Origin of the sequence: Rothia nasimurium, from assembly GCF_928381705.1 — a bacterium.
GTDB lineage: Bacteria > Actinomycetota > Actinomycetes > Actinomycetales > Micrococcaceae > Rothia > Rothia nasimurium_G.
The window spans coordinates 12763-38203 of the sequence record NZ_CAKMSR010000006.1 but is presented as its reverse complement, the minus strand read 5'-3'; the positions used below and the strand labels follow the sequence as shown (position 1 = coordinate 38203).

Below are 25441 nucleotides of genomic sequence, written 5' to 3'. Positions count from 1 at the left end.
ATGCTGGTATGGGGCTATTATCTTTTTCTTCTCCTAGTTTTGTCTCTAGGCAAAAGAGGTGCGAGATAATTCCTTGACCCGTTCAGGAGTCAGTTGACTTGCTGTTGGAACAAAGTTCTTTCTTTGGGCGTCCTCTTGGGAGGGGAAGGGAAGATAGAACTGACCTACTTGAATAAATTCATTAGTAGCAGGTATTTCCTGGGTATCGGTGTACGGATCTGCGTAGGGAATGTACTGGAATTCAGGCACTTTTTTGACCAGCTCAGCGTCACAGGTGGGATAGGCCAGATATACGTTCCGTTTGGTTCTCAAGGCGTAAGTGGCCATCTGATATTGGTCTCCCATCCCTGCCTTAGTGATTCCCAGTTCGTTTACCTTATATTTAGCGTCTACATAGAAGGTTGATTCTGTGTTGTTTTGTGTATATTTGACGACGACGTCAGGTCGTTTGCCGCCGTCCAACGCTCTACCCCACTGTCCATCTTTCCGGTCATAGAAAATATGGACCTTTGCCGATTCGTTTTGTCCAGCAGCCTCAGTATTATCAACCTTATTGAATTGCTCTTGGACCATCTGTTCCCAGAGTCCGTTCATGGAGTATTTGAGGTTGGCTACAACACCAGGTGCTTCTTGCTTATTGACTGATGCGTTGAACTTAGCCTGCAGGATTGCTCGTGCAAGTTCGTAGCTAGTGCGAACAGCAGAGGACTCTTGCCGGGGCACAGTGTAGTATGCTGCTTGCGACAGAAGGGCCTGTCTTGAAGCTACCGTGACATCGCGCAATTGGGCTGCTGCTAGCAGTGCCTTTGCATAGCTGGTCTTTTTATTCTTGACGTGGTGGCGTTTGAGCTCGGGAACACACAGCTCGACAGCGGCCCTGATAACCTGCCAGATGTGATTATCCGGGGTTAGCTCATCAAATTCACACTCAATTTTTGCTGAGCCAGTAATCTTCCTTTTGATCAGCCCTTCCGGGGTGATCCGTCCTTTGACAGTAGCAATATGGTCTGTCTGTAAGACATACTGGGGGCGTCGGTCTCGCAGGGAAAGCAGGACTTCTTCGATAAAACGTTGGTATACAAACTGCTTCATCAGTCTGCTCGTTGCAAACATAGCCATACCGGCTGATCCAAAATCTTTGGAAGTCGGGATGGGCTCGATTTTAACCTGATAGGCGTCCAACATGGTCCAAAGGGCCATAGGCCCCTCCAGCTCTTGTGAATTTTCAGGCAGAAGGAACCCACCCACTCCCCCTTGTGGTGCAGATGTTACAGACCAAAGAGGCGAGAGCCTGGAGTTGTCATCATTTTCAGAAGCAGAAACAACGGCTTCTTCTGCAAGGAGCTCTTCCGTGACTGGCTTATTCTCAACCAGGGTGGTTAACACTTCCACCAGGTAGGAATCGTGTACGCCGATAAGGTCCTGCTCATTGAGGACGAAGTGATTTTCCTGGTGAGCTTTTAGCTCTCCAATGTCGAGGGTAAGAGTTCTCGCATATTGAGGGCGCCACAGCTTGGGTAGGATATGGAAAATCAAGGTTGCATGGTCATTGGAGTTCGGTGATATGGGAACTCTAATCACAGTTAGCCCTACCCCGTTACCCCGGCTACTGACCTGGAACCAGCGGGTGGTTTCAGTTTGGGTCTGGGCACCGTTAACCTTCATCAGCTAAGCTTTCTGAAGACTCATCAGAAGATTCTAGGGGCTCTGCACCCCCATCCGGGGTTTCGGTGTCTGGACTGGTGGGTGCAAAAGCTACGATGACTCTCTTGCCCAGACCATCACCCGGCATTTCAAGGCGGAGACCGTTAATTGTCTGGTTGAAGGGTGACTCGGTCATTAAATCTTCTAGATGGAAGATGTAGGCGATTTCAGCCAGTTGTTTGAGGAGGTCATGGGCAATCTGCTGGGCAGATTTATCGTCTTGGAAGAAGTAGGAATGTCCCAAGCGTGCATCAGGGCCCACCTTGGTGTAGAGCTTCTCATTAGCCTCGTTATACCAACTCAGGAGAGGACGTAACTGGTCAAGGTCAGTGCGGTGTTTCACTTTTTTCTGGCCACGAAGTTGTTCCATTGTCATAGGCTCCATGGTGTGCCAGGTAAAGCGACGCCGCAGAGCCAAGTCGATGGTTCCCACAGAACGGTCCGTCGAATTCATGGTTCCAACAATGTAAAGGTTGTTAGGAACAGCTAGATATTCGAGCGGTTCTTCAGGTAATTTAGAGATGCCGGGGACCTCATCGACTGCAGTTTGCAAACGAACGGCTGCATGCTCCGGATCTTTATCTTCATAGCGGGTACTTTGCAGCTCCTTTGCTTCCTTACGGGTGAGAACCGCTCGGCCGTACTTACTGAGTAGCTCTTTAGGAGTTCGCTTGGCTTCCTCAATTACCATGAGTAGATCACCGAATACCTTCGCGGTGTTGGCACGGTTAATCTCATCGATAAAGAGTAGGTAGTTATTCTCCTGGTCTGCTGCAGCACGGTTACAGAGCTCCACGAAAATACCAGCTTTACCTGAAAAGTTTCCGCCTTTCTGAGGACGCAAACCTGATACAAAATCCTCATACGAGGTTGAGGGGTGAAAAACTACAGTTTCGCTTAGTTCAGGGTCAAACCCAAAATGGCCGTTGATATCTTGAGAATCAAAAAGCGATTTCTGATAATATGTTTTTCCACAGCCGGCTACGCCCTCTAAAATTGTATTTAGTGAAGAAATTACCAATTTAGAATCTGAGTATCCACCACCAGCTTCCTCAAGCATATTTTCCTCCGACCAGCCCAATTCAACATTTAAATTGTTATTTCTGAACACCCTTGAGGTTGTCCCAATCTTTTCATCATATCTACTGTATCCAACCATTTTTATTTCAAGAAATTCAGGTTCATCAACAAAATTTTTGAAATTATCTAGAAAATTATGGTAAATCTTAGGATCATTAACTCTAATATTTCCTGCAATTGGTAAGCTTCCGGCTTGAGTTTCAAGAAAGTTTTTGTATCCACCGAAATAAGCTAACGCAACTAAAGACTGGCCAATAGTTGATTTACGACCAACAGTATAGTTTTCTTTATATTTTTTTATTAATCCACTTATTTTCTCATTGGTACCTGTGTATTCAAAATCAATTACAGTACCACTCAGGAGGTGAAACTTCCCTCCATCTTCCAGCTTCAATGAGAGAAATTCATCAAAAGTTAATGATTGCGGTTCTTTTCGATTTGAGTCTGCTTGATATGATGTCACAGACTTATCGGCTGATATCCATTCGACAGGTGAATCCATTTATATAACCTCACAAAAAAGTAATCCTGAGCATATTATACACTCAGGATTACTTTTTTGTATTCAGTTAGCGTCGCTTGTCCGTGTCGATGACGTCTACGCGCACATGGTCGCCGTCGTTGATGGCGTTGACCACGGTGCGGATGGACTTGGCGGTGCGGCCGGAGCGGCCAATCACACGGCCAAGGTCATCAGGGTTCACGCGAACCTCCAGGGTTTCGCCCCGGCGGCCGGTTTTGGCGCGCACCTGGACGTCGTCTGGGTTGTCGACGATACCCCGAACGAGGTGTTCGAGAGCGTCAGCCAACATGATTACTCAGCTGCTTCCTCAGAAGCTGCTTCTTCAGCAGCCTCTTCTGCGGGAGCTTCTTCAGCCTTGTCCTCGCCCTTGGGGGTGATTGCCTCGGGAAGGATAACGGAACCCTTTTCGGGAACAACGAACTCGGGCTTGGCGTCAACGGGCTTTACGGTTGACTCAGCCTTTTCGCCCTTGGCAGCAGCCAGGTCGCCGGTCAGCTTCAGCAGAGCAGCTACCTGCTCGGTGGGCTGGGCGCCAACGGACAGCCAGTACTGGGCACGCTCTGAGTTGATCTCGATGCGTGAGGGGTTCTCGGTCGGGTGGTAAATGCCGATTTCCTCGATAGCCTTACCGTCACGCTTGGTGCGTGAGTCAGCTACTACAACACGGTAGCGGGGATCGCGGATTTTACCGAAACGCTTCAGACGAATTTTAACAGCCACTGTAGTGGTTTCTCCTGTTTTCTATAACTGTTCGAGGTCAGGTCTCAGCTCGTGGGGCGGGCTTCGTCAAGACCTCTGCGGACACAATTCCTCCCGGATGAGAGGGGCCGGGAAAAATCGAGTACCCGTCAAGTATGCCAGCTTGTCCCCGCTTAATCTAGGGTTACGCTCTATGCAGTGAGCGTGTTGTGAGCAAGCTGACCGTGTTTATTTCCTCAGCGCCTGCTTCCAGCTCACCGAGGTTCCACCGCGCATGATGTTGGCGCGGTAGATGCGGGCGCCGAGCCGGGTGAGGAGGGCTGCTACCGCCAGGGTGAGGGCGAGGGCGAGTAGGGGCTCCCAGAGGGCTACGTCTTCGGTGAGTAGGCGGCGGGGCATGGCGATGGAGGATAGGACAGGCACAAAGGAGACGACCTTGAGCCAGGTTCCTGAGACGTAGATACCGGCAAAGAGGGCGGCGATGAGCACCATGGTGATGGGGTTGGAGAGGTTGGCGATGTCTTCGGTGCGAGCTGCCATGGCGCCGACTGCGGCCCAGATGGTGGCGATAGCTGCGAAGCCAACGACGTAGAACAGGGCGAACCAGCCGACCGAGGGTAGAATCCAGCCGAATTCTGAGGCACTTCCTGTAATTTGCATGCCGATGAGGCCTGCGACTGCGTAGATGGCTACTTGCAGGATGGCGAGCACGATGTTGCCCACGATTTTTCCGGCGAGAAGTTGGCCGAGCGGTATGGCGGTGGCGATGATTTCGACGATGCGGTTTTGTTTTTCTTCGACCACGGAGTTGGCGATGGCTACGCCGAAGAGCACGGTGGTCATGTAGAAAATCATGGCGAAGACCATGGCGATAAGGAAGGCCAGCCCTGCATTGCTGTTACCGGAGAGGACGCTGGTGCTCACCTGGGTGCCCGCGGCCAGGGCTTCGAGATCAACGCCTGAGGCAGCTGCGTTTTCGGCTGTAACGGTGGAGGTGATGGCGGCGCTCAGTTCAGTGACCAGGCTGTTGTCGGGAGAAGAGTCAAAGACGAGTTCCCAGCCCTGGTCGGTGGGGGCGAGGTAGGCGTCCGCGTCCCCGTCGGCAACGAGGGTGCGGGCGGCGTCCGCGCTGTCAACCTGGGTGGCGGTATAGCTGGTTTCGTCGTCGCTCGCTGCATCGGCTGCGGCGACCAGGGAGCTTGCCCGGTCGTCGCTGGTGGCTACGGTGTAGTCGGTAGAACCGGAGCTGACAAAGTAGGGGATGAGGATTGCGGCCAGGATGATGACCAGGGAGAAGATGGTGCCCCCGATAAAGGATTTATCGCGCAGCTTGACCATGATTTCGCGGGTGGCAACAATCTGCCAGGCGTTCTTGGGCCTTGAAGTGCGCTGTGCTGGTGTGGTGCTCATTGGCCGGTGACCTTTCGGTAGATGTCGCCGAGGGTGGGAAGCTGGCGGGAGAACTCCTGTATATCGTGTTCCAGACCGCTGCTGAAAATCTGGTGACGGACGCTGGGGAGGTCAGCGCCGGGGGCCAGTTCGAGGACGGCGTCGGTGCCGGATACATCAAGGACTCTGACCCCGGGTAGTTCGCGCAGCCAGGCGGCATCGGCCCCTCCCCGGTAGAGGTAGCGGGGGGTGCCTGATTCTCTGAGTTCGGTGGCGCTACCGGCCGCCCGCACGGTGCCACCATGCAGAATGACGACGCGGTCACAGAGGCGGTCGACCAGGTCGAGCTGGTGGGATGAGAAGAGGATGGGGACGCCGGTGCGCATGAGCTCCCGCATCATGGAAACCATGGTATCTACGGCTCTGGGGTCCAGGCCGGAGAAGGGCTCATCGAGAATCAGGGCGGTGGGCTGGTGCAGGATTGAGGCTACAATCTGTACCCGCTGCTGGTTACCCAGGGAGAGGGATTCAAGTTTGTCGTTCAGACGTTCTCCCAGCCCCAGTTCAGTCAGGTGTTCGGTGGCGACGGACCGGGCGGTGCTGGCGCTCATGCCGCGTAACTGCCCCAGGTAAACCAGCTGGGCCAAGATAGCCTGCTTGGGGTAAAGGCCGCGTTCTTCGGGCATGTAGCCAAAGTTTGCGCGATCTTCGGCGGTGATGGCACGCCCGCCGTAAAGTACCTGCCCGGCAGTCGGTTCGAGCAGCCCCATAATCATGCGCATGGTGGTGGTCTTGCCAGCACCGTTTGCGCCAAGAAAACCGGTCATGGAGCCGGGTTCAACGGTAAAGCTCACCTTTTCTACGGCGGCTGTTGCGGTGGGGCCGCTGCCGTAGACCTTGGTGAGGTCGCGGACTTCTATCGTACGGTCGTTCATAAGGGCACTTCCTGTATCTTGCTTGTACCCCCAAGTCTAGAAAGCCCACGCAGAGAAGAACTCCCCCGTGGGGCGGAGCTTCACGGGGGGAGTTCTTTTGGGGTGACAACAGGCGAAGCTAGCCAGCTAGCCCTACCCGGTGGGCAAAAATCACGGCGCCAACCCGGTCACGGCTGTGGGTTTTGGCCAGGATGTTAGAAACGTGCGTCTTGACGGTTGCAGCTCCCAGAAAGAGTTGTTCTGCAATTTCCGCGTTGGTCAGCCCCTGGGCGAGCAGTTCCAGGGTCTCTTTCTCGCGCGGTGTCAGGGCTGCAAGAGCAAAGGCATCGTCGGGGCTCAGGTCGCTGGTGGCCTGCACTCCCCCAGCCTGTCCCTGCCCGATGCTGCCTGCCGGGGTCGCGGCGTCCTGCCCCTTAGTCTGCTCCACAAAACGGGCGATGAGCGGCAGGGTCATTTCGGGTGAGAGCAGAGCTAGACCCCCGGCAACCTTACGGATAGCAGCAACCAGCTCATCAGCGTCTGAGGTTTTGAGCAGGAAACCGCTGGCACCGGCTTGCAGGGCTGAGAAGAGGTAGTCTTCGCGGTCAAAGGTCGTGAGGATAAGGACGGCTGTGCCCGGCAGCTGCTCGGTTAAGGCGGCGGTGGCGGTAATTCCGTCCATCACGGGCATTTGAACGTCCATGAGCACTACATCGGGGCGGACGCTTGCGGCAAGTTCCAGGGCCTCTTTGCCGTTGCGGGCCTGGCCGACTACCTCGATGTCGTCCTCCAAGGAGAGAATGAGGGCGAAACCGGATCGCACCATGTCTTGGTCGTCAGCTAACAGTACTTTGAGGGTCATGAGGCGCTCCTAGAGGCGTCGGGGTCGTGGGTTTCGTCAATCTCTATAGGGAAACGCACCTGCACCTTCCAGCCGGGGGCACCCTGCCTCCGGCCTACCCAGCAGGTACCACCCAAGGCGGCAGCTCGTTCCCGGATGCCTTGCAGACCGTAACCGTGGTGGCTGGAATCGGGTATGTACTCTTGGCCTTCTCCCCGCTCTAGGCCGGTGGCAGGGCCGTCATCGGTGACCTCTAATTCAGCCCAGTAGGCACCGGTGCTGCCGCCGGTACGCAGGGCCAGCACCGCGTTTTGGGCCGCTGAATGTTTGCGCACGTTAGTCAGGGCTTCTTGGGCCATACGGTAGATGGACAGCTGGGTTCCCTGGTGAAGGTGGGTCAGCCGGGCAAGGTCCTGCTCCCCTACCTGCAGCCGGGTCTGGACGCCGACCGAGCTCATGTGCTCTACCAGGTCAAAAATTTCAGCGACCTGGGGTTCTTTCACCGAACCGCCGCCATGCTCCGCTTCCCCGGCTGCCCGCATGACTCGAATCAGGTTCTTCATTTCAGAGACCGACGAGCGAGCCAGCTTTTCAATGTTGGCCAGGGGCTCTGCTGCCAGTTCAGGTTTCTTACTCAGGGCCCGGCGGGCTGCTGCCGCCTGAATCCCCATGGACGAGACGTGGTGGCCCACCGAGTCGTGAAGCTCCCTGGCAATACGCAGGCGGTCGCGGGTGACGGCGTCCTGGGCCATCTGCTCGGCCTGCTGCTCTAGCTGCCGGGCCTGGGCAGCAAGGACAGTCCGCTGGTAGGCCTGGTTCCAGGCGGTTCGCCCCATGAGGGCTGCGCACCCGTAGTAGAAAAGGTTCGTGACGAAAGCCATCACGTAGCCAGCCGTTGCCTGGCTAAAAGGCCCCCCGGAATACTCTTCAACACCCGCCATGCTGTAGGCCGAGTCGGTTACCACCCAGGCAATCACGATCCAGACGAGGGCAGCAGCACAGACCAGTGCGTAGACAATCCAGGTCAAGGTGCGGTTTTTGCCCCAGGCTATGCCGGCAAAAAGCACCGCGAAATAGCAGAGCTGGTAGCTCAGGGTGGCGGGCGCTATTTCGGACACATAACTCAGAGCAAAGAAAAGGGCGGTGGCTACCAGCATCATGCTCAGCGGGTAGATACGGCGCAAAATCAAGGGCAGGGTCATAGCAGCAGCTGCCCCATAGGAATAGCGAATCTGCTCGGTATCGTCCCCCAGAAAACCCGCAGAATGGTAGGCGGCATTCAAGAGAAGAGTAGCTGCAAGCACCACGCCCCACACCAAAACATCTTTACGTAAGGACGCCGCCGGTGGGGTGGGCCGCTCCCAGTCGGGGTCTATCTGTGAGAAGGAAAAACGGGTGGCAGTGTTCACCTGCCCACTGTATCAAGACCGGGGCGCTGGCGGCTCCCCCGCGAGGCGGAAGGAGCCGGGCTCCTAGTCGCGAGCGCCGAAGAACCGCCCCAGCTGCTGCCGGGCAAGCTGCCCTGCCTGGCGGCCGAGCTTCTGGGCGTTGCGGACGACCTTGGGGGTCTGCGGCTCGGAGGTTTCTTCTGCCTGCTGCTGGGCCTGGGCCCGGAGCTCTTCAGTCAGTGAGAGGGGCCGCACCCGATGGTGTTCGACCGTGGGCAGTTTCTCGGCTGCCTGCAGGCGGTGGTAGACCCTTGCGATGACCAGTTCGGCTGCGCCGGTAGCCCCGAGGGTGGCTGCTGCGATGAGGGCAGCGCGGGGTGAACGCCCCTGCGCCACGCGCCGGGCTGCCCACAGGGCCAGGGCGCCGGAGGCACCGAGCTGGGCGGTGGCGTCCGCTGTGATAAGCCAGGGGCGTTCCCTAATTTCCCGGCTCACGGTGCTGAGTGTATCGGTGCCGTTGGGGTAGGCGGTGACGCTCTCCTTGAAGCGCTCCAGCCCGTTCATATCGGGGGCGAATTTTCGGTAGCCCACAAACTCGTCAAGGTGCACAGCCCCGGTGAGCACCTTCAGTAATTCTTCGGGAAGTTCGAGGGCGTGGATAGTGGATTCCAGCCCGTCGGAACTTTCGCAATCCAGCACGTAGTTGGTCAGGCGGTTAGCGGTTTGCTCATCGAGCCCGTAGAGCCAGATGAGCTGTTCGAGCTGGTCACGGGCGGCTAGCTCCCTGAACGGTGCTGGGAGTAGGCCCGGCAGACTCCAGACCAGATTACCCACTTCGCTGGAGACCCGTTCAAGGGCAGAGCCAATTTTTGTGAGGGGCGACCAGCTGAAAGTCAACACGGTGCCCACCAGACCCGAGTCGGGAGTGCCCATGACCTGGTTAACCCAGTCGGTGACGCTACTGGTTTCGGGACCGGTGGAATCGGCCGGGAGCACGAAGGTCAGGTTCTGACCGAAGAGGGTCTGCTCAGCCACAATCGAGGGCACGTTCATAGCTTCAAGCAGGTTGGCCAGGGTGCAAGGGTCGGCGGTGAGCAGCGACCAGCCCTTATCGGCAGGCGCCGCCTCAACCTCACCGGCCATGAGCTCAGGCTGCATGTAGGTGGCAAGATCAGCCATCGACAGTTCCACCAGCGCAGCACTCACCCCGTACGGGTCAAGGCTCAGAGAATCGGTGCCCTGGGAGAAGGACGCCAGGTGGTAGTCCTCCCCCGGCTTTTGGGGCAGAAGGTCAGCGGCACCCGGGAAGAGGGCGTCCAGCTGATTCAGAAACTCGTTCAGGGGCACACCGGGCAACAGCACCCCGGTGCTGTCGGTCTCTACGGTGCGCAAGGACGCCTGCCCCGGCACCCGCTCGCACAGCACGAAGAGCTGGGCGCGGCGTCCGTCCGTCTCAAGGGCCGTCACCGTCGCCACCGACTCTAAATAACCCGCCAACTGAGGGGTGATTTCCCAGTTCAGCTCTTCCATCGCGGCCAGAGCCTCTGGGGTGGGGTCGCCGGTCAGCGCCTGAAGCTCCTCTGCGGTAACCTCAGTAGAAACCTCTTCAGGCTCTGCCAGGACCTCTTCGCTCCCCTGCTCAGCCTGCATAATCTGCTGAATCAGGTCATCGAACTTATCGGGGTCGGCAGCGAGCTCCTCAACGCTCTTGATGTCTTCATCGGTGTACTCATAGCTCTGGTCAGCTCCCTGAGCCTGCTCCCGAATCATGCCGATAATGCTCTCTAGCTGATCCCGAACCTGCTGCTCAACGTCAGCAGGCAGGGCAAGCTGCTCACCGGCGTCCGCCCCCTGCTGAGTATCAGACGCGCCGCTGTACAGGGCGGGCACTAGCTCCCGCCAGCTCCCCCAGGGCTGGGCACGATCAATGCGCAGACGCACCCACAGCACATCAGAACCCACAGCCTCCCCGCGGGAGGCACCCTGCTGGGCGGGGTCACGGTGTGATTCAGTCATATGCTTACAATCCTTCTCGACGCTTCATCAAACGGGCAGAGCTCTACCCTGGCTACAGGGGAAGAAAAATCTAGCTGGCAGGTCTTTCGCTAGAGAACTCATACACGGCGCCGGTCTGCACAGCGCGGAAAGCCTGTCGCAGACGGTGGGCGTGACGGGGCCCAAAATAATCATCTAAATCTTCAGGAGCAACCCACTCATAGCCGGTAAGCTCTTCCTCCTGCAGGGTAATCGTCGCGGTCGCAGGTAGCACGCCAGCATCATAAATGTAGTAGGTAGAGTCGCCCCAGATACCCATCTGAAGCCCGTGAAAAATCACCAGCAGGCGGCCCGGTTCTAGGTCAAGACCAACTTCTTCAGCTACCTCACGGAAGCAACCGGCCTGCGGGGCTTCGCCAGCCTCTACGGTACCGCCGGGAATAGCCCAGCCATCCTTATAGTTAGGCTTGACCACCAGCATCTTCCCCTCATCATTTCGAATCAGGGCTCCGGCTGCCAGACGACGGGTAGGTAGGGTTGCGATAAAGGCTTTCAGCTCTTCTTCAGGTAGATAAGAATCAACCACGGCTCTGCTCCTTCTCGGCTGGCGGTTACTACACCCAATGTACCGCGCCAGACCACAGCGTGAAAGGTAGAGGGGCCCTTGCACTCTCTCAGCAGAACTGGCCCCAGCCGCAAGCGTCCTTAATGACTAAAGGGGCGGGGGAAGCTGACCGCTTACCCCCGCCCCTAGAGCAGGTTTACTTGAGGAACTTCTCAAAGCCCTTGGGCAGGTTCAGATCCTCGGGCTTGACGTCCTGGGCCTGCTGGCCAAAAGCTGACCCCAGAGCAGCCTGCTGCTTAGCTGCCGCTGCCTGCTCCTGCTGAGCTCGCTTAGCCGGGTTGCCGGAACGAGCCTTCTGCTTACCCTTGCCCTTACCCTTGTTCTTGCGAGCAGCACCACCGGCAGCTGCCATACCGGGCATCTGCATGCCACCGGGCATACCTGCCATGTTGCCGCTAGCAAGCTTCTTCATCATCTTCTGGGCCTGGGCAAAACGCTCCATGAGCATGTTGACCTCAGAAACGGTCACACCGGCACCCTTAGCGATACGGGCACGGCGGGATCCGTTAATAATCTTGGGAGCCACGCGCTCGTGCGGGGTCATGGAGCGCACGATCGCTTCGACGCGGTCGATTTCCTTCTCGTCAAAGTTCTCCAGCTGCTGACGAATCTGGGCTGCACCCGGCATCATCATGAGCAGCTTCTTCATGGACCCCATCTTGCGAATCTGCTGCATCTGGGCCAGGAAGTCTTCAAAGGTGAAGTCTTCCTGGTCAACGAACTTCTTGGCCATGCGGTCAGCTTCGGCCTTGTCCCAGGTCTGCTCGGCCTGCTCAATCAGGGTGAGCACGTCACCCATGTCGAGAATACGGCTGGCCATGCGGTCGGGGTGGAACTGCTCAAAGTCGGTGACGTTTTCACCGGTTGAGGCGAACATGATGGGCTTGCCGGTTACCGAAGCAACAGACAGGGCGGCACCACCGCGGGCGTCACCGTCCAGCTTAGAGAGCACAACGCCGGTAAAGTCGACGCCCTCGTTAAAGGCGTTAGCGGTGTTGACGGCGTCCTGACCGATCATGGCGTCGATAACGAAGAGGACTTCGTTGGGTTCAATGGCGTCGCGGATATTGCGGGCCTGCTGCATGAGCTCAGCATCTACACCCAGGCGGCCTGCGGTATCGACGATGACCACATCGTGCAGCTTGGCGCGGGCCTCAGCGACACCGTCGCGGGCGACCTGGACGGGGTCACCGGTGGGCACGTCGAATTCGCTGGTGACACCGGGGTGGGGAGCGTAAACGGGCACGCCAGCGCGCTCACCCACCACCTTGAGCTGGTTAACAGCGTTGGGGCGCTGAAGGTCAGAGGCCACCAGCATGGGGGTGTGACCCTGCTTCTTGAGCCAGTGGGAAAGCTTACCGGCCAGGGTGGTCTTACCGGCGCCCTGCAGACCGGCCAGCATGATGATGGTGGGGCCGGTCTTGGCCATGTTGATACGGCGGGTCTGGCCACCCAGAATGTTGACCAGCTCTTCGTTGACGATCTTGACGATCTGCTGGGAGGGGTTGAGGGCCTCGGAGACCTCGGCACCCAGGGCACGTTCCTTGATGTGGGAGGTAAATTCGCGGACGACGGGGACGGCGACGTCGGCATCCAGCAGGGCACGGCGAATCTCGCGAACTGTAGCGTCAATATCTGCTTCAGTCAGCTTGCCTTTGCCGCGCAGGTTTTTGAAGGTTGCTGTCAACCGGTCTGAGAGTGAATTAAACACGGGCTGTGCACTACTTTCGTGGCTGGATGGGCGTCGCGGGCTTTAAAGGAGCCCGCTAACAAATTTAAGAATCAGCTATTAAGAATAACGTATATAGGCAAGGAGCCGCCGGGTTTGCGCGGTTGAGAGTTAGAATCCCTGTTTCGACACTTTCGCCGGTTTTCAACGGCAAAACCGTCGAAAACCGGCGAAAGGGTGGAAACTTAGGCGTTGAGCCTATTCCTTGACCCAACCAACGTTGATGTAGACATCAGGGTTAGCGTAGGGACGGGCGAAGAGGAAGGCGCCGTAGTTGGCCAGGTTGGTCTTGCAGAACCAGATTTCGGGGCCGTTAATGATGGGGATCATGGTGGCTACCTCTGCCATGTGCTTCTTCTCGATTTCATTGGCCAGGGCGTTGCGCTCTTCCATGGACTCGATGGTGCGCAGGCGCTCACACATTGCGTCGATTTCGTCGGTGCCGATGCCGTTGTAGGTGGCTGAGTGGTAGAAGTACTCTGCTGAACCTGAGGCGTCTTCACCCAGGATGCCGTAGCCGGAGAAGGTCACGTCGTATTCCTTGTTACCGATGACGGTGGAGAAGTTCGCATCGGGCTGGTTGTCGATGGTGCATTCGATACCGGCAGCCTTCATCTGCTGCACGATGGTCTGGGCGGTAGCTGATGACACCGGGTCATCGCCGAAGGTTGTGATGGCAAACTTGGCATTGCCTGAAGAGTTGGCCAGGTAGTCACCGTTTTGGCTGTAGCCCGCATCGGCCAGGATCTTCTTGGCTGCCTCTGCACCGGTTTCGGTTGGGTAGTTGTCCTGGTAGTCGGTGGCGAAGGGCATGAGCATCATGGAACCGGGGACTTCTTCGGTCCAGTTGAGGCCGTTGAAGCGGACGGCTGCAATGGCCTGACGGTCGATGGCTGCAAAGATAGCGCGGCGCAGGGCGGTATCGGTGAGTCGCTCAGGGTTGATGACCAGGCCACCGGCGTAGAGGTTCTGACCGCGGCGGGGCTCAGCGCCGCTGGTACCGTCAATGTCGTTGTAGGCGGTCAGGCTGTTAGCGGTCACCGCATCGATTTCACCGTTGCGGAAGGCTGCGCGGGCTGCTGAGGCTTCCATCTGGCGGAAGGTGATGCGGTCGAGCAGGGGCTTTTCGCCCCACCAGTTCTCGTTGGGCACAACGGTGAGCACCTTCTGGGCGGAGTCCCAGTTATCGACCTTGTAGGGGCCAGAGAGGTAGTCGTTGTTGATGGTATCGAGCAGGCCGTCGTTGAAGATTGCGGGGTCTTCCATGGCGGGGTGGACCAGGCCGGTGCCGAAGAGGCCCTCGATAGGGTAATAGGGTTCGGTCATGGTGATCTTGACCGAGTAAGCGTCTCCGTCTTCTTCGATAGAGGCGATGTGGGCATAAACGCCGGGATCAACGATGTTGTAGCCCTCTTCGGTGAGGGTCTTGTGGGTAACCTGCAGGGCCTTGACGTCTACGGGGGTACCGTCGTTGAACTTTGCCTGGGGGTTGAGCTTGATGGAGATGGTCTGCACGCCGTCAACTTCACTGGCTTCGTAGGCGGTGCAGTAGTCGGTGTTGATGCTGTACTCGCCCAGGGCGTTGGTTTTCCACAGGCCGCTGACGGTGGCGGTGTTGACGGCCGCCATGACGTTGAGATTGCTGGTGGTGTAGCCGGTTTGGGTTGCGACGTTGAAGTTGGGGCCCAGGGTGGCTACGGCAAGGTTAAGGACGCCGCCGGTCTGCAGGTCTGCGCGATCATGTTCGTTGATAGCCACGAGCTTTGAGATGTCGTCTCCGCTGGTGAGGGCTGAGCCGGTTTCGGCGCTTGAGGTATTGCTGTTGCCGCCACAGGCTGCGAGCAGTCCGGTCATACCGGCGACGCCCGAGACAATGAAAAAGGACCTGCGGTTGAGGTTAATACGTGCAGTCATGATGCCATCCTTAGATAAGCAGAACTTAATGTTCGCCACACCTTTTGTGTGATTGAGACTACCCTTGCAGGTAATTCATGCCACTGTAACTCTTTTTAAACCCGTATTTCACATAATGGCCCCGTAAGTGCTGAGTATTTTTATCAGAAATAGATTAGCTTCTCTAAATTTTTCTGATGTTTTCAACATCTTCAGAGCTCCTCCCCCGGCCACCAACCTACAGGCCTGACAGCATGCGGAGATAACGCCCCAGATTAAACAAACAACTTGCCCCACCACCTGCATTAGGTGATGGGGCAAGTCAGGGTTTACCCTAGGAGATTTCTAGACTCGAGGAGCTTAGTCCTTCATCCAGCCAAGGCGGGCCCAGAGATGGGGGTTGGCAGAGTGGCCACCAAACATAGCGGCACCGTAGTTAGCCAGCTTGGTCTTGCAGTAGTGGATATCGGGACCGTTGAAGACAGTACCGAGGGTTGCAAACTCGGCCATGAACTTCTTTTCGATCTCGTTGCACTTTGCGTTACGCTCAGCGTCGTCCTCAATCTTTTCCATCTCGGCGATCATGGCATCGATTTCCTCAGAGCCTGCGGCACCATCGAGGTTAGATGAGTGGTAGAACTGACGGGTTACTGAGGTTGCATCGGAGCCAACAGTGAAGCCTGAGAAGGTCATGTCGTATTCCTTGTTACCAACCACCGAGGCGAAGTTAGCGTCGGGCTGCTGGTCGATGGAGCACTCAATGCCGATGGTCTTCATCTGTTCAACCATGGTCTGAGCCAGGGCAGCTGAGCCAGGGTCGTCACCGAAGTTGGTCACGCGGAAGCTAGCGTTAGCGCCGTCCTTAGCGTAGTAGTCGCCGTTCTTGGTGTAACCGGCATCTTCCAGAATCTTCTGGGCAGCCTCAACGCCACGATCGGCGGGGAAGTTGTCCTGGTAGTACTCAGAGATGGGCAACAGAAGCATGGAGCCCGGGGTCTCTTCGGTCCAATTCAGGCCCTGGAAACGGATATCTGAGAGGGCCTTACGGTCGGTGCCTGCAAAGATTGCGCGGCGCAGGGCGGCGTCCTGGATACGGGCGGGGTTGAGGTTCAAACCGCCGGAGAAGAGGCGCAGAGCGCGACGGGGCTCAGCATCGGGGGTTCCCTCAACGTCCTTGTAGGCCGCTAGGGTACGAGCACCCACTGCATCAATTTCGCCGTTGCGGAAGGCTGCGCGGGCTGCGGCAGCTTCCATCTGGCGGAAGGTGATGCGGTCCAGGATGGGCTTAGTACCCCACCAGTTTTCGTTGGGAACAACGGAAAGGCGCTTTTCTGCTGAGTTCCATTCTTCCAGCTTGAAGGGGCCTACGCCGTAGTCGGGGTTGGGGTTGTCGGTCCAGCCCTCGTTGAAGACTGCCGGGTCTGCCATGGCAGGGTGTAGCAGGGTACCAAAGAGGTTATCTGCTGGGTAGTAGGGCTGCTTCATCGTCACAACAGCAGAGAAGGCGTCGCCATCTTCTTCAATGGACTCGATGAACTCGTACATGCCCGAGGTAACAATGTTGTAGTCGCCCTCGGTGGACTTGAAGACGTTCCATGAGGTGCGCAGGGACTCAATATCAATGGGGGTGCCATCGTTGAACTTAGCCTTGGAGTTAAGCTTGACGCGGATGGTCTGCACGCCATCAACGGTTTCAGACTCGTAGGACTCACAGAAGTCAGGGTTGATGCTGGGGGTACCGTCGAAGTCTGACTGCCAGATACCGCTGGTCATCGAAGTGTGGAAGGTGGAGAGAACGAAGCTGTTATTTGCTGAGTTACCGTTCTGGGAGGAGATGTTGAAATCAGGGCCCAGGGAGCTAACGGGCAGGTTGACGACGCCACCGGTCTGGAGGTTGGCGACGTCCTGCTCGTTGATTTCGACCTTAATTTCATCACCAGCTGCTGCCATGCTGGCGGTTGCGGCGCTGGTGGTGTTGGAGCCTGAGCCACCGCAAGCAGTTAGCAGGCCGGTGGTTCCCAGAATACCGGTACCCCAAAGCAGGGTACGGCGGTTCAGAACTACATTCTTGTTCATTCTCTCTTCTCCTTTGTAAAGAGCACGGGCAAAGGTGGGTTTGAAGTGATTTCGATTACATACTATACATGTAATTTAGCTCATAGCAACTTCGTGTTCAGGATAATGACAGGCGTACTGGTGGTCCTCGCTCGCCCGGCTTAGAACAGGCACATTCTCGGTGCAGTTCTTCTGCTTATCTTCAGGAAGAAGCTTGAAGATGGGGCAACGAGTTGCAAAAGCACAGCCCTCCGGTGCATTCACTGGGGTGGGCAGGTCGCCTTCGAGCACAATGCGCTGGCGGTTGGCCTCTACCTCGGGGTCGGGCACAGGGATGGCAGAGAGCAGAGCCCGGGTGTAGGGGTGCACGGGGTTATCAAAGACCTCGTCCACATTTCCAATCTCAACCACCCGGCCCAGGTACATAACGGCCACACGGTCAGAGGCATGACGCACCACAGCCAAATCGTGTGCCACCATCAGGTAGCTCAGCCCCAGCTCGACACGCAGCTTCTCCAGCAGGTTAATGACGCCTGCCTGAACAGAAACGTCAAGAGCAGAGACCGGCTCGTCGAGAGCCACCAGCTTGGGGTTGACAGCGAGCGCACGGGCGATGCCGATACGCTGGCGCTGGCCGCCAGAGAACTGGTTGGGGAAGCGGTTGACGTGGTCGGGTTGCAGGCCGACGGTCTTCATCAGTTCAAGCACGCGCTTCTTGATGTCTTTGACGGCCCAGCCCTGGTTTTGTAGGGGCTCAGCCAGGATTTCGTAGACGGTGAAGCGGGGGTCGAGTGCACCCGTTGGGTCTTGGAAGACCATCTGCTGGTTCTTGCGCAGGGCGTTGAGTTCGGAGCCGCGCAGGCCCTGCTTGTTGGAGACACCGGCGATGACGATTTCGCCGTCAATGTCCTTGGAGAACTCCATGATTTCGAGCAGGGTGGTGGTTTTGCCACAGCCTGACTCGCCCACGATGGAGAAGCACTCGCCTTCGCGGATATCGAAGCTGACGCCGTTGACGGCCTTGACGGTGCCCACACGGCGCTTGATGAGGGCGCCCTTGGTGAGGGGGAAGAACTTCTTGACGTTCTTTACCTCAAGCACGCTGGAGCGCTCCTCGCGAGGTACGCTATCGAGGGCAGAGACGGGGATGGGGGGAACGGGGAACATCTGCTCAGGACGTTCGTTGACGAACTTCTCTGCGTACAGGCAGGCTGAGCGGTGGTTCTCGCCGGTACCGGCAATCAGCTTGAGCTCCGGCTCCTGGGTGAGGCAGGCGTCCGTAGCCACCGGGCAGCGGGCTGCGAAGGAGCAGCCCACCACGGGCTTGAGCAGGTTGGGCGGGGTTCCCTCAATCGGCACCAGGGAGGTCTTTTCCTTGCGGTCCACGCGGGGCACAGCGCCCAGCAGGCCGATGGTGTAGGGCATGGAGGGCTTCTTGTAGAGGTCGGTGGCAGCGGCATGCTCTACAGCCTTGCCCGCGTACATGACCATGATTTCATCGGCCATACCGGCCACGATTCCCAGGTCGTGGGTAATCATGATGGTAGCCGCTCCGGTCTCTTCCTGGGCCTTCTGCATCACCTCAAGCACCTGAGCCTGGATGGTGACATCCAGCGCGGTGGTGGGTTCGTCGGCAATCAGTACGCGCGGCTCGTTCGCAATGGCCATAGCAATCATGACGCGCTGACGCATGCCGCCCGAGAACTCGTGGGGGAAGGACTTGAGACGGCTCTCGGGTGAGGGAATGCCTACCAGACGCAAGAGCTCCACGGAGCGAGCCTGAATAGCCTTATCACTCATACCCTTGTTGTGGGCCTTGAGTACCTCAGCCAGCTGGTGGCCGATGGTGAATACCGGGGTGAGTGATGACAGCGGATCCTGGAAGACCATGGAAATCTCTTTGCCACGGTAGTCGCACATCTGCTTATCGGTCAGACCCAGCAGTTCGGTGCCGTTGTACTTGATGGAACCGGTGATGTCTGCGGTGGTGGGGTGCAGGCCCATAATCGCCATAGAGGCAACCGACTTACCCGAGCCGGATTCACCCACGATGCCCAGCGTCTTGCCCGCGTACAGGTCGAAGTCAATGCCGCGCACCGCGTGCACAATACCGTTTTCGGTATTGAACTTTACGTTGAGGTCTCGGACGCTCAGTACTGGTGTAGTGCTCATTTACTTCTTCTTTTTCTTAACTTTGCCAACGGACAGGGAGGTGGGATCGAAGGCGTCGCGCAAGCCGTCGTTCATCAGGGCCAGGGGGCCAACCAGCAGGAAGAAGAACAGCAGCGGAATCCAGAACATCCAGGGCAGGGTGTTGATCTGGCTTGAAGCCTGGGCGATGAGTGACCCCAATGAGAAGTTGGGGTATTTCACGCCAATACCGATGAAGGTGTAAGACACCTCAGCCAGAATTGCAGCGGTGATACCGCGGGTGAATTCAAGCACCATCAGGGAGCCGATGTTGGGAACCAGGTGACGCCAGACAATCTTGAGGGGGTGCACACCCATGTAGCGGGCGGCTTTGACGTAGTCACGGGAGATGAGCGACATGGCCATAGCTCGAATCACACGGGCGGTGTACATCCAGCTGAAGATTAGGAGCACGATGGTCAGGATGAGCCAGCCGGGCAGGTTATCGCGGATGGCCTGGCCGCCAGCACCGTTGATGACAATCGCTACAACCAGCAGGCTGGGCGCCATAATCAGGGTCTCAAGGACGAACAGCATGGTCTTGTCGATCTTGCCGCCGAAGTAGGCCATGACGCAGCCGTAAATAGCTGCAAAGATGACGGAGACACCGCCCACGATCAGACCGATGAAGACCGAGGTACGGACAGCTTCAACCATCTGGGCGTAGAGGTCGGTACCTGCGCTGGTAGTGCCGAACCAGTGCTCGGCGCTGGGGCCGGTGGAGATATAGAAGGGGTCGATGGTGGTGGTGTCCCACTTGGAGAGGAAGCCGCCAAAGAGACCGAAAGCTATCACCAGCAGCAGGACGACCAGGCCAAAGACCGCGGTCTTGTTACGCATAAAGCGGCGGAAGATAATCTTCTTCTTGCTGATGATGTCGAAGTCAGCGTTAGTCTGATCGACCCTCGTGATAATACCGGTGAGGTTGTTGTGGTCGATGGAAGGTGAATTGCTCATGAGATCCTCACTCGGGGATCGACGATGGTGGTGGCGATATCAGCGATGATGGCGCCAACTGCGAAGATGAAGGAGCCGTAGGCCAGGGTTGCTACTGCCGCGTTGACGTCCTGGGCGCCGATTGCCTGGATTGACCAGAGACCAATACCGGGCCAGGCGAAGATGGCCTCGGCGAAGAAGCCGCCGGTGAAGATGGAGGGAACGGTAAAGGCGATGGACTGGGCTACCGGGATGAAGGAGACTCGCAGGGCGTGACGGCGGATGGCCTGGTTGCGGGTGAGGCCCTTAGCGCGAGCGGTGCGCACAAAGTCGGCGTTGACGCTGTCGAGCAGGTACTGGCGCTGGGAAATCTGGTAGCCGCCCCAGCTCATAATCGTGATACAGAAGGTCGGCACGATGTAGTGGGCTGCCAAGTCTACCCAGTATTCGAAGCTACCCGGGGTGAGGCCTGGCGAGGAAATACCGGTTACGAAGAAGATACGCTCCCCCGCTGCACTGTTGATAGCTACAGCTCCCAGCTGGACCAGGAAGTAGGCAATGGGGGCGGGCAGGATGTAGACCAGGTAGGAGTAGCCGGTAATCACACGGTCAGAGAACTTGTACTGACGAGCTGCTGAGTAAACGCCCAGGGCTACACCGATGATGAGGGAGAGAATCACGGCCACCAGGTAGAGGCGGGTTGATACCCACACGCGCTGACCGAATTCAGCGTTGATGTAGGCGCCGTTGGGGCTGCGGCCCCAGTCCCAGTGCAGAACAACGTTGGTCAGCCACTGGACGTAGCGGTCCCAGGCACTCATGGTGGGATCGAGGTTCAGGGCAGCGAAGTTGCGCTGAACCTGCTCCGGTGAGGGGCGGGGAATGCGTTCCTGTTCGAGCAGGGCGGGGTTCAGTGAGGTAACGGCGAGGAAGTAGCCACCGGTCGTCGTTAAGAAGATCATGACGGCGTAGGTAGCTGCTCGCCTCAGCAGATACTTAATCATGAGGCGAACTCTTTCTGGGTAACGAACATTGTGTGTGAGCCTTTACAGATACTGCCAGGCTTGTGATGCCCAACATATACTGACGTGTTGAGTTGAGTATATTTAGTCGCACCCGTCACATCAAGTTGGGCAACACACCGCTCGTCCGCAGCAAAGAGTCGGCGAAACGTAGCCGAAATAATCCACGCATTAAAAAGCCCGAGAATACACGGGCGCAGCCTTCACCACTCCCCCGCTTAAACCTGATTCTGCAGTTTCTACAGCTTCAAAACTTTAAAAACATTAAACATTTACCCCGGCTTTTCTCACATGTCAGTTCACGATTGTTGAATGACCGCTACTGACCGGTCGCCGGAGCACGGCAAAGCCCGAGAGACCCTGGAGTACAGGGCGCTCTCGGGCCTATCAACAGGCAGGTGAGTCTTTACCTAGTCCAGGTCAATATCGAGGAGAATCGGGGTGTGGTCCTGGCGCGGGCCAGAATCAATCATCTCAGAGGCCCTCACCTTCTCAGCTACCCGGTCAGATACCAGCCAGTAGTCGATGCGCCAGCCGGTGTTGTTGATCTTTGAGGTGCGCGAGCGCTGGGCCCACCAGGTGTAAGCCCCGGTGACGTCGCCGTGCAGGTGGCGGAAGGTGTCGGTGAAGCCGCGCGAGAGAATGTGGGTGAAGCCCTCACGCTCCTCGTCGGTAAAGCCGGGGGAACGGCGGTTGGCCTTGGGGTTGGCCAGGTCAATTTCGGTGTGGGCGACATTGAAGTCGCCGGTTGCCAGCACCGGCTTAGAGGCATCTAGGCTGGCAAGGTAGTCGGCATAGAGGGAATCCCAGATTTGGCGGTCAGGTAGGCGGCGCAGGCCATCTGAGGCGTTGGGGGTGTAGACCTGGGTGACGTAGAAATTATCAAATTCTAGGGTGATCATGCGGCCTTCGGCGTCCATGGTGGTGGGCGCTGCGAGGCGGGGGTAGGTGACGGTGGGCTCTAGCTCCTGTTTGTAGAGGAACATGGTACCCGCGTACCCCTTGCGGGCGGGTTCGTCGGAAGATACCCAGGCAATCTTGTAGTCGGGGAAGTAGGCGTGCAGGGCTTCGAGATGCTTCTTGGTGGGCCCCTTGGCCGAGAGCTTGGTTTCTTGCAGGGCAAGGACGTCGGGGTTCAGCAGGGCGATGGAGGCAAAGACATCGCGGGAGAGCAGGGCACGGGCCGACTCACTGGTGAGTGCAGCATTGAGTGAATCAACATTCCAGGAGACAAGTTTCATGCCCCCTAGTCTACCCGGTGCTCCCCCCCCCCGCCGCCCTGACCCACGTCCGCCCCTCTCTGCCAGCTCTCCTACCCAGACTGCAAAAAGTAAGGGCAGACCCACGAACCCATGGGTCTGCCCTAGATGTGCATGTCGCTTGTGTTTAGATGGCGGAGACGCCGCGTTCTCCGGTGCGGACTCGAACTACCTCGTCCACGCTGCTCACCCAGATTTTGCCGTCCCCGGCGCTACCGGTATTGGCGGTGGCGATAATGAGGTCGATGATGTCCTCGGCCCGGTCAGCGTCCGCCAGGATTTCCAGGCGAACCTTAGGAATCAGACGAATGTCGTATTCCTTGCCGCGGTAGACCTCTACGTGCCCGTGCTGGCGTCCGTAGCCCTGGGCTTCTGAGACCGTCATCCCGTCGACCCCAAAGTTTTCAAGGGCCTGGCGGATATCGTCAAATTTTTCGGGCTGAATCAAAGCGGTAATGAGTTTCATGGCGTGAACTCCCTCTAGTTTTTAGCGAAGGCACCGGAGGTGCCGCTCGACATGGCGTAGGCGGTTTCAGCGTGCTGAGCCAGGTCGATCCCCTGGACCTCCTGCTTCTCGCTGACCCGGAAGCCCATGGTGCGGTGAATCGGGATCACAATCAGCAGGGTCACAACCGCGCAGTAGGCCATAGAAATCAGGGTTGCTACGGTCTGGGTGACCAGCAGGCCTAGACCGCCACCGTAGAAGAGACCGGCGGTTCCGGTGGCCGGGGTTGCGATAAAACCGAGGGCCAGGGTGCCGATGAGGCCGGAGACCAGGTGTACACCCACTACGTCAAGAGAATCGTCGTAGCCGAAGCGGTACTTGAGGCCCACAGCCCAGCCTGAGGCGATACCCGAGATAAAGCCCAGGGCCAGGGCACCGACCGGGTCAACGTTGGCGCAGGCCGGGGTGATAGCAACCAGGCCAGAGACCAGGCCGGACGCCGCACCCAGGGAGGTCACATGACCGTCGCGGATTCGTTCAAGCAGGGCCCAGCCGAGCATGGCAGCTGCCGGGGCAGCAAGGGTGTTGACCCAGATCAGGCCTGCCTGGGCGCCGTCCGCAGCAGCCCCCACGTTGAAGCCGAACCAGCCAAACCAGAGGATAGCTGCACCGAGCATGACCAGGGGCAGGGAGTGGGGGCGCTGGTTGGGGTCTTCACCAAAGCCCTTGCGGGCACCCAGCACCAGGGCCAGGATGAGACCGGCGACACCGGCGTTGATGTGAATTACCAGGCCACCTGCAAAGTCGATGGCTTCGCCGAACATGGACCCGATGAAGCCCTCTTCACCGAAGAGGCCGCCGCCCCACACCATGAAGGCCAGGGGGCAGTAGACCAGGGTGAGCCAGAGGGGCACGAAGATGCACCAGGCGCCGAAGCGGGCTCGGTCTGCGATAGATCCTGAGATGATAGCCACCGCGATGATAGCGAAGGTGGAGCTGAAGGCTACCGAGAGGAGGTTGGTACCGCCGTCCGCAAGGGTCGCTGATAGGCCAAAATCGTTGAAGGGTGAGCCGACGATGTCGTGGATGAGGGCGTCTCCCCCGCTCATGCTGTAGCCCCACAGCACCCAGCACACGCCGACGAGACCCATTGAGATGACCGACATCATCATCATGTTGAGTGCTGACTTGGCTCGCGTCATACCGCTGTAGAAGAGAGCGAGACCCGGTGTCATGAACAGAACAAGTGCCGCGGCGACCACGGTCCAAACATCACTGGCGGTGAGTTCCATGCCTGTTACCCCTTTCAAAACCCGTATAGAAAACCTGTGTGCCGGTAGACCGGCTCTTGGTGTGTTGACAGGTTCTATTGTTCTCTGCGCGTGTTTCGGCTGCTTGCGCGTGGAGTTTCGCCCTGGTTACAGGTGCCCTCCCCGTGTTGCGGGTATGAAAACAGGGGTTACAGGGGTGTTTCGGGCAGTAACGGGCAGGTTACCGGCCCTCTAGGCGGGTATGAAAAAACCGGGGGAACTGTTTGAAACAGTTCCCCCGGTTCCTTGATGAGCTTAGGTTGCGCTTTAGTCGAGGAGGGCGTCAACGAAGGCACCAGGCTCGAAGGGCGCCAGGTCGTCGGGGCCTTCGCCCAGGCCGATGAGCTTGACGGGCACACCCAGCTCTTCCTGGATAGCGACCACGATGCCGCCCTTGGCTGAGCCGTCAAGCTTGGTCAGCACGATACCGGTAATCTGAACGACCTCGGAGAAGACCTTGGCCTGGATCATGCCGTTCTGGCCGGTGGTGGCGTCAATGACCAGGAGCACCTCGGTGACCGGGGCTTCTTTCTCGACCACGCGCTTGATTTTGCCCAGCTGGTCCATCAGGCCGGCCTTGTTTTGCAGGCGTCCGGCGGTGTCAATCATGACGGTATCGACGCCGCGGGCCTTGCCCTCGCGGATAGCCTCGAAGGCAACGGAAGCCGGGTCGGCGCCGTCCTTATCGGAGCGGACGGTGTCGACCCCTACGCGATCGCCCCAGGTCTGGAGCTGGTCGGCAGCTGCCGCGCGGAAGGTGTCGGCGGCACCCAGCAGGAGGTTCTTCTCTTCAGCGACCATCACGCGGGCCAGCTTGCCCACGGTGGTGGTCTTACCCACGCCGTTTACACCAACGACCAGCACGACGCCGGGGTTGCCGTCTGTGCCGTCCAGGGCCAGGGAGCGATCGGTATCTTCACCCACGATTGAAAGAAGCTCCTCACGCAGCATCTGCTTGACGTGGGCGGGATTCTCAGTGCCCTCCACGCGCACACGCTGCTGCAGGGCCTCTACCAGGCGGGCCGAGGGCTCGGCACCCAGATCTGCCAGGAGCAGGGTCTCTTCAACCTCATCCCAGACGTCCTGGTCAATCTTGTCGCGGGACAGCAGGGCCAGCAGGCCCTTGCCCAGCAGGTTATTGGAGCGCGAGAGGCGGGCGCGTAGGCGCACCAGGCGGCCTTGGGCGGACGCCGGACGCTCGATAGTAGTGACCGGCCCGTCAGCGCTATCTGCGGGGAGGTCATCGGCATCGCGGGTGCCCTCGTAGCCTTCATTAGGGGCCTTAGGGCCGCGCAGCAGAACCGCGAGCACGCCACCTAGAATCAGCACACCGAGAAGTATGTACACAATGAGAGTTAGAGAATCATTCACCCTTCTAGCTTGCCATATTCTCCCCGCCCCATACAGCCCCAGCGATGGGAGTAGAATGCACTTCTGCACACTG

The 25441-nt window shown here is 58.0% G+C and carries 20 protein-coding genes; all 20 read right to left on the bottom strand.

All coding sequences use genetic code 11. The features are described 5' to 3' along the window. Window positions 1–45 precede the first annotated feature (45 nt). Window positions 46–1665, bottom strand: coding sequence for an McrC family protein (locus tag L6762_RS06305; RefSeq protein WP_237186097.1), 1620 nt, complete (start codon window positions 1663–1665; stop codon window positions 46–48). Continuing rightward, complete coding sequence (locus tag L6762_RS06300) at window positions 1655–3286, bottom strand: McrB family protein (RefSeq protein ID WP_237186096.1); 1632 nt, start codon at window positions 3284–3286, stop codon at window positions 1655–1657. The genes L6762_RS06305 and L6762_RS06300 overlap by 11 nt, the downstream gene beginning before the upstream one ends. A 67-nt stretch (window positions 3287–3353) precedes the next feature. After that, entirely contained in the window at window positions 3354–3596 is a 243-nt protein-coding gene (locus L6762_RS06295; protein ID WP_237186095.1) for an RNA-binding protein, read from the bottom strand. A 2-nt stretch (window positions 3597–3598) separates the two neighbouring features. Then, a complete protein-coding gene (gene rpsP, locus L6762_RS06290) occupies window positions 3599–4027 on the bottom strand; it encodes a 30S ribosomal protein S16 (protein ID WP_185174544.1) in 429 nt (142 codons plus the stop codon). Window positions 4028–4234: 207 nt separating this feature from the next. Beyond that, window positions 4235–5416, bottom strand: coding sequence for an ABC transporter permease (locus tag L6762_RS06285; protein WP_237186094.1), 1182 nt, complete (start codon window positions 5414–5416; stop codon window positions 4235–4237). Beyond that, window positions 5413–6330, bottom strand: coding sequence for an ABC transporter ATP-binding protein (locus tag L6762_RS06280; protein WP_237186093.1), 918 nt, complete (start codon window positions 6328–6330; stop codon window positions 5413–5415). The genes L6762_RS06285 and L6762_RS06280 overlap by 4 nt, the downstream gene beginning before the upstream one ends. A 118-nt stretch (window positions 6331–6448) precedes the next feature. Then, window positions 6449–7171 carry a response regulator transcription factor gene (locus L6762_RS06275; RefSeq protein WP_237186092.1) on the bottom strand — a complete coding sequence of 241 codons (723 nt, stop codon included), beginning with the start codon at window positions 7169–7171 and terminating at the stop codon, window positions 6449–6451. Beyond that, window positions 7168–8559, bottom strand: a complete 1392-nt coding sequence (locus tag L6762_RS06270; RefSeq protein WP_237186091.1) for a sensor histidine kinase — start codon at window positions 8557–8559, stop codon at window positions 7168–7170. The genes L6762_RS06275 and L6762_RS06270 overlap by 4 nt, the downstream gene beginning before the upstream one ends. A gap of 63 nt (window positions 8560–8622) precedes the next feature. Continuing rightward, window positions 8623–10554, bottom strand: a complete 1932-nt coding sequence (locus L6762_RS06265; RefSeq protein ID WP_237186090.1) for a hypothetical protein — start codon at window positions 10552–10554, stop codon at window positions 8623–8625. 70 nt (window positions 10555–10624) lie between these two features. After that, a complete protein-coding gene (locus L6762_RS06260; protein ID WP_237186089.1) occupies window positions 10625–11119 on the bottom strand; it encodes an NUDIX domain-containing protein in 495 nt (164 codons plus the stop codon). A 175-nt stretch (window positions 11120–11294) separates the two neighbouring features. After that, window positions 11295–12869, bottom strand: coding sequence for a signal recognition particle protein (ffh, locus tag L6762_RS06255; RefSeq protein WP_237186088.1), 1575 nt, complete (start codon window positions 12867–12869; stop codon window positions 11295–11297). A gap of 216 nt (window positions 12870–13085) precedes the next feature. Further along, a complete protein-coding gene (locus L6762_RS06250; protein WP_237186087.1) occupies window positions 13086–14801 on the bottom strand; it encodes an ABC transporter family substrate-binding protein in 1716 nt (571 codons plus the stop codon). Window positions 14802–15140: 339 nt separating this feature from the next. Then, the gene (locus L6762_RS06245; protein WP_237186086.1) at window positions 15141–16856 is read right to left on the bottom strand and encodes an ABC transporter family substrate-binding protein; all 1716 of its coding nucleotides are present in this window, start codon (window positions 16854–16856) and stop codon (window positions 15141–15143) included. A 75-nt stretch (window positions 16857–16931) separates the two neighbouring features. Further along, complete coding sequence (locus L6762_RS06240) at window positions 16932–19007, bottom strand: ABC transporter ATP-binding protein (RefSeq protein ID WP_237186085.1); 2076 nt, start codon at window positions 19005–19007, stop codon at window positions 16932–16934. Further along, window positions 19008–19982, bottom strand: coding sequence for an ABC transporter permease (locus L6762_RS06235; RefSeq protein ID WP_237186084.1), 975 nt, complete (start codon window positions 19980–19982; stop codon window positions 19008–19010). Next, the gene (locus L6762_RS06230; RefSeq protein WP_237186083.1) at window positions 19979–20965 is read right to left on the bottom strand and encodes an ABC transporter permease; all 987 of its coding nucleotides are present in this window, start codon (window positions 20963–20965) and stop codon (window positions 19979–19981) included. Before L6762_RS06230 ends, L6762_RS06235 begins: the two co-directional genes overlap by 4 nt. Before the next feature lie 428 nt (window positions 20966–21393). After that, window positions 21394–22224, bottom strand: a complete 831-nt coding sequence (locus L6762_RS06225) for an exodeoxyribonuclease III (protein ID WP_237186082.1) — start codon at window positions 22222–22224, stop codon at window positions 21394–21396. 145 nt (window positions 22225–22369) lie between these two features. Continuing rightward, window positions 22370–22708: a P-II family nitrogen regulator gene (locus L6762_RS06220; protein ID WP_237186081.1), complete on the bottom strand. Its 339-nt coding sequence runs from the start codon at window positions 22706–22708 to the stop codon at window positions 22370–22372. 14 nt (window positions 22709–22722) lie between these two features. Further along, on the bottom strand, window positions 22723–23979 hold the full coding sequence (locus L6762_RS06215; protein ID WP_237186080.1) for an ammonium transporter: 1257 nt from the start codon (window positions 23977–23979) through the stop codon (window positions 22723–22725). Between the two features lie 285 nt (window positions 23980–24264). Beyond that, window positions 24265–25368, bottom strand: coding sequence for a signal recognition particle-docking protein FtsY (gene ftsY / locus L6762_RS06210; protein ID WP_237186079.1), 1104 nt, complete (start codon window positions 25366–25368; stop codon window positions 24265–24267). Window positions 25369–25441: the final 73 nt, after the last annotated feature.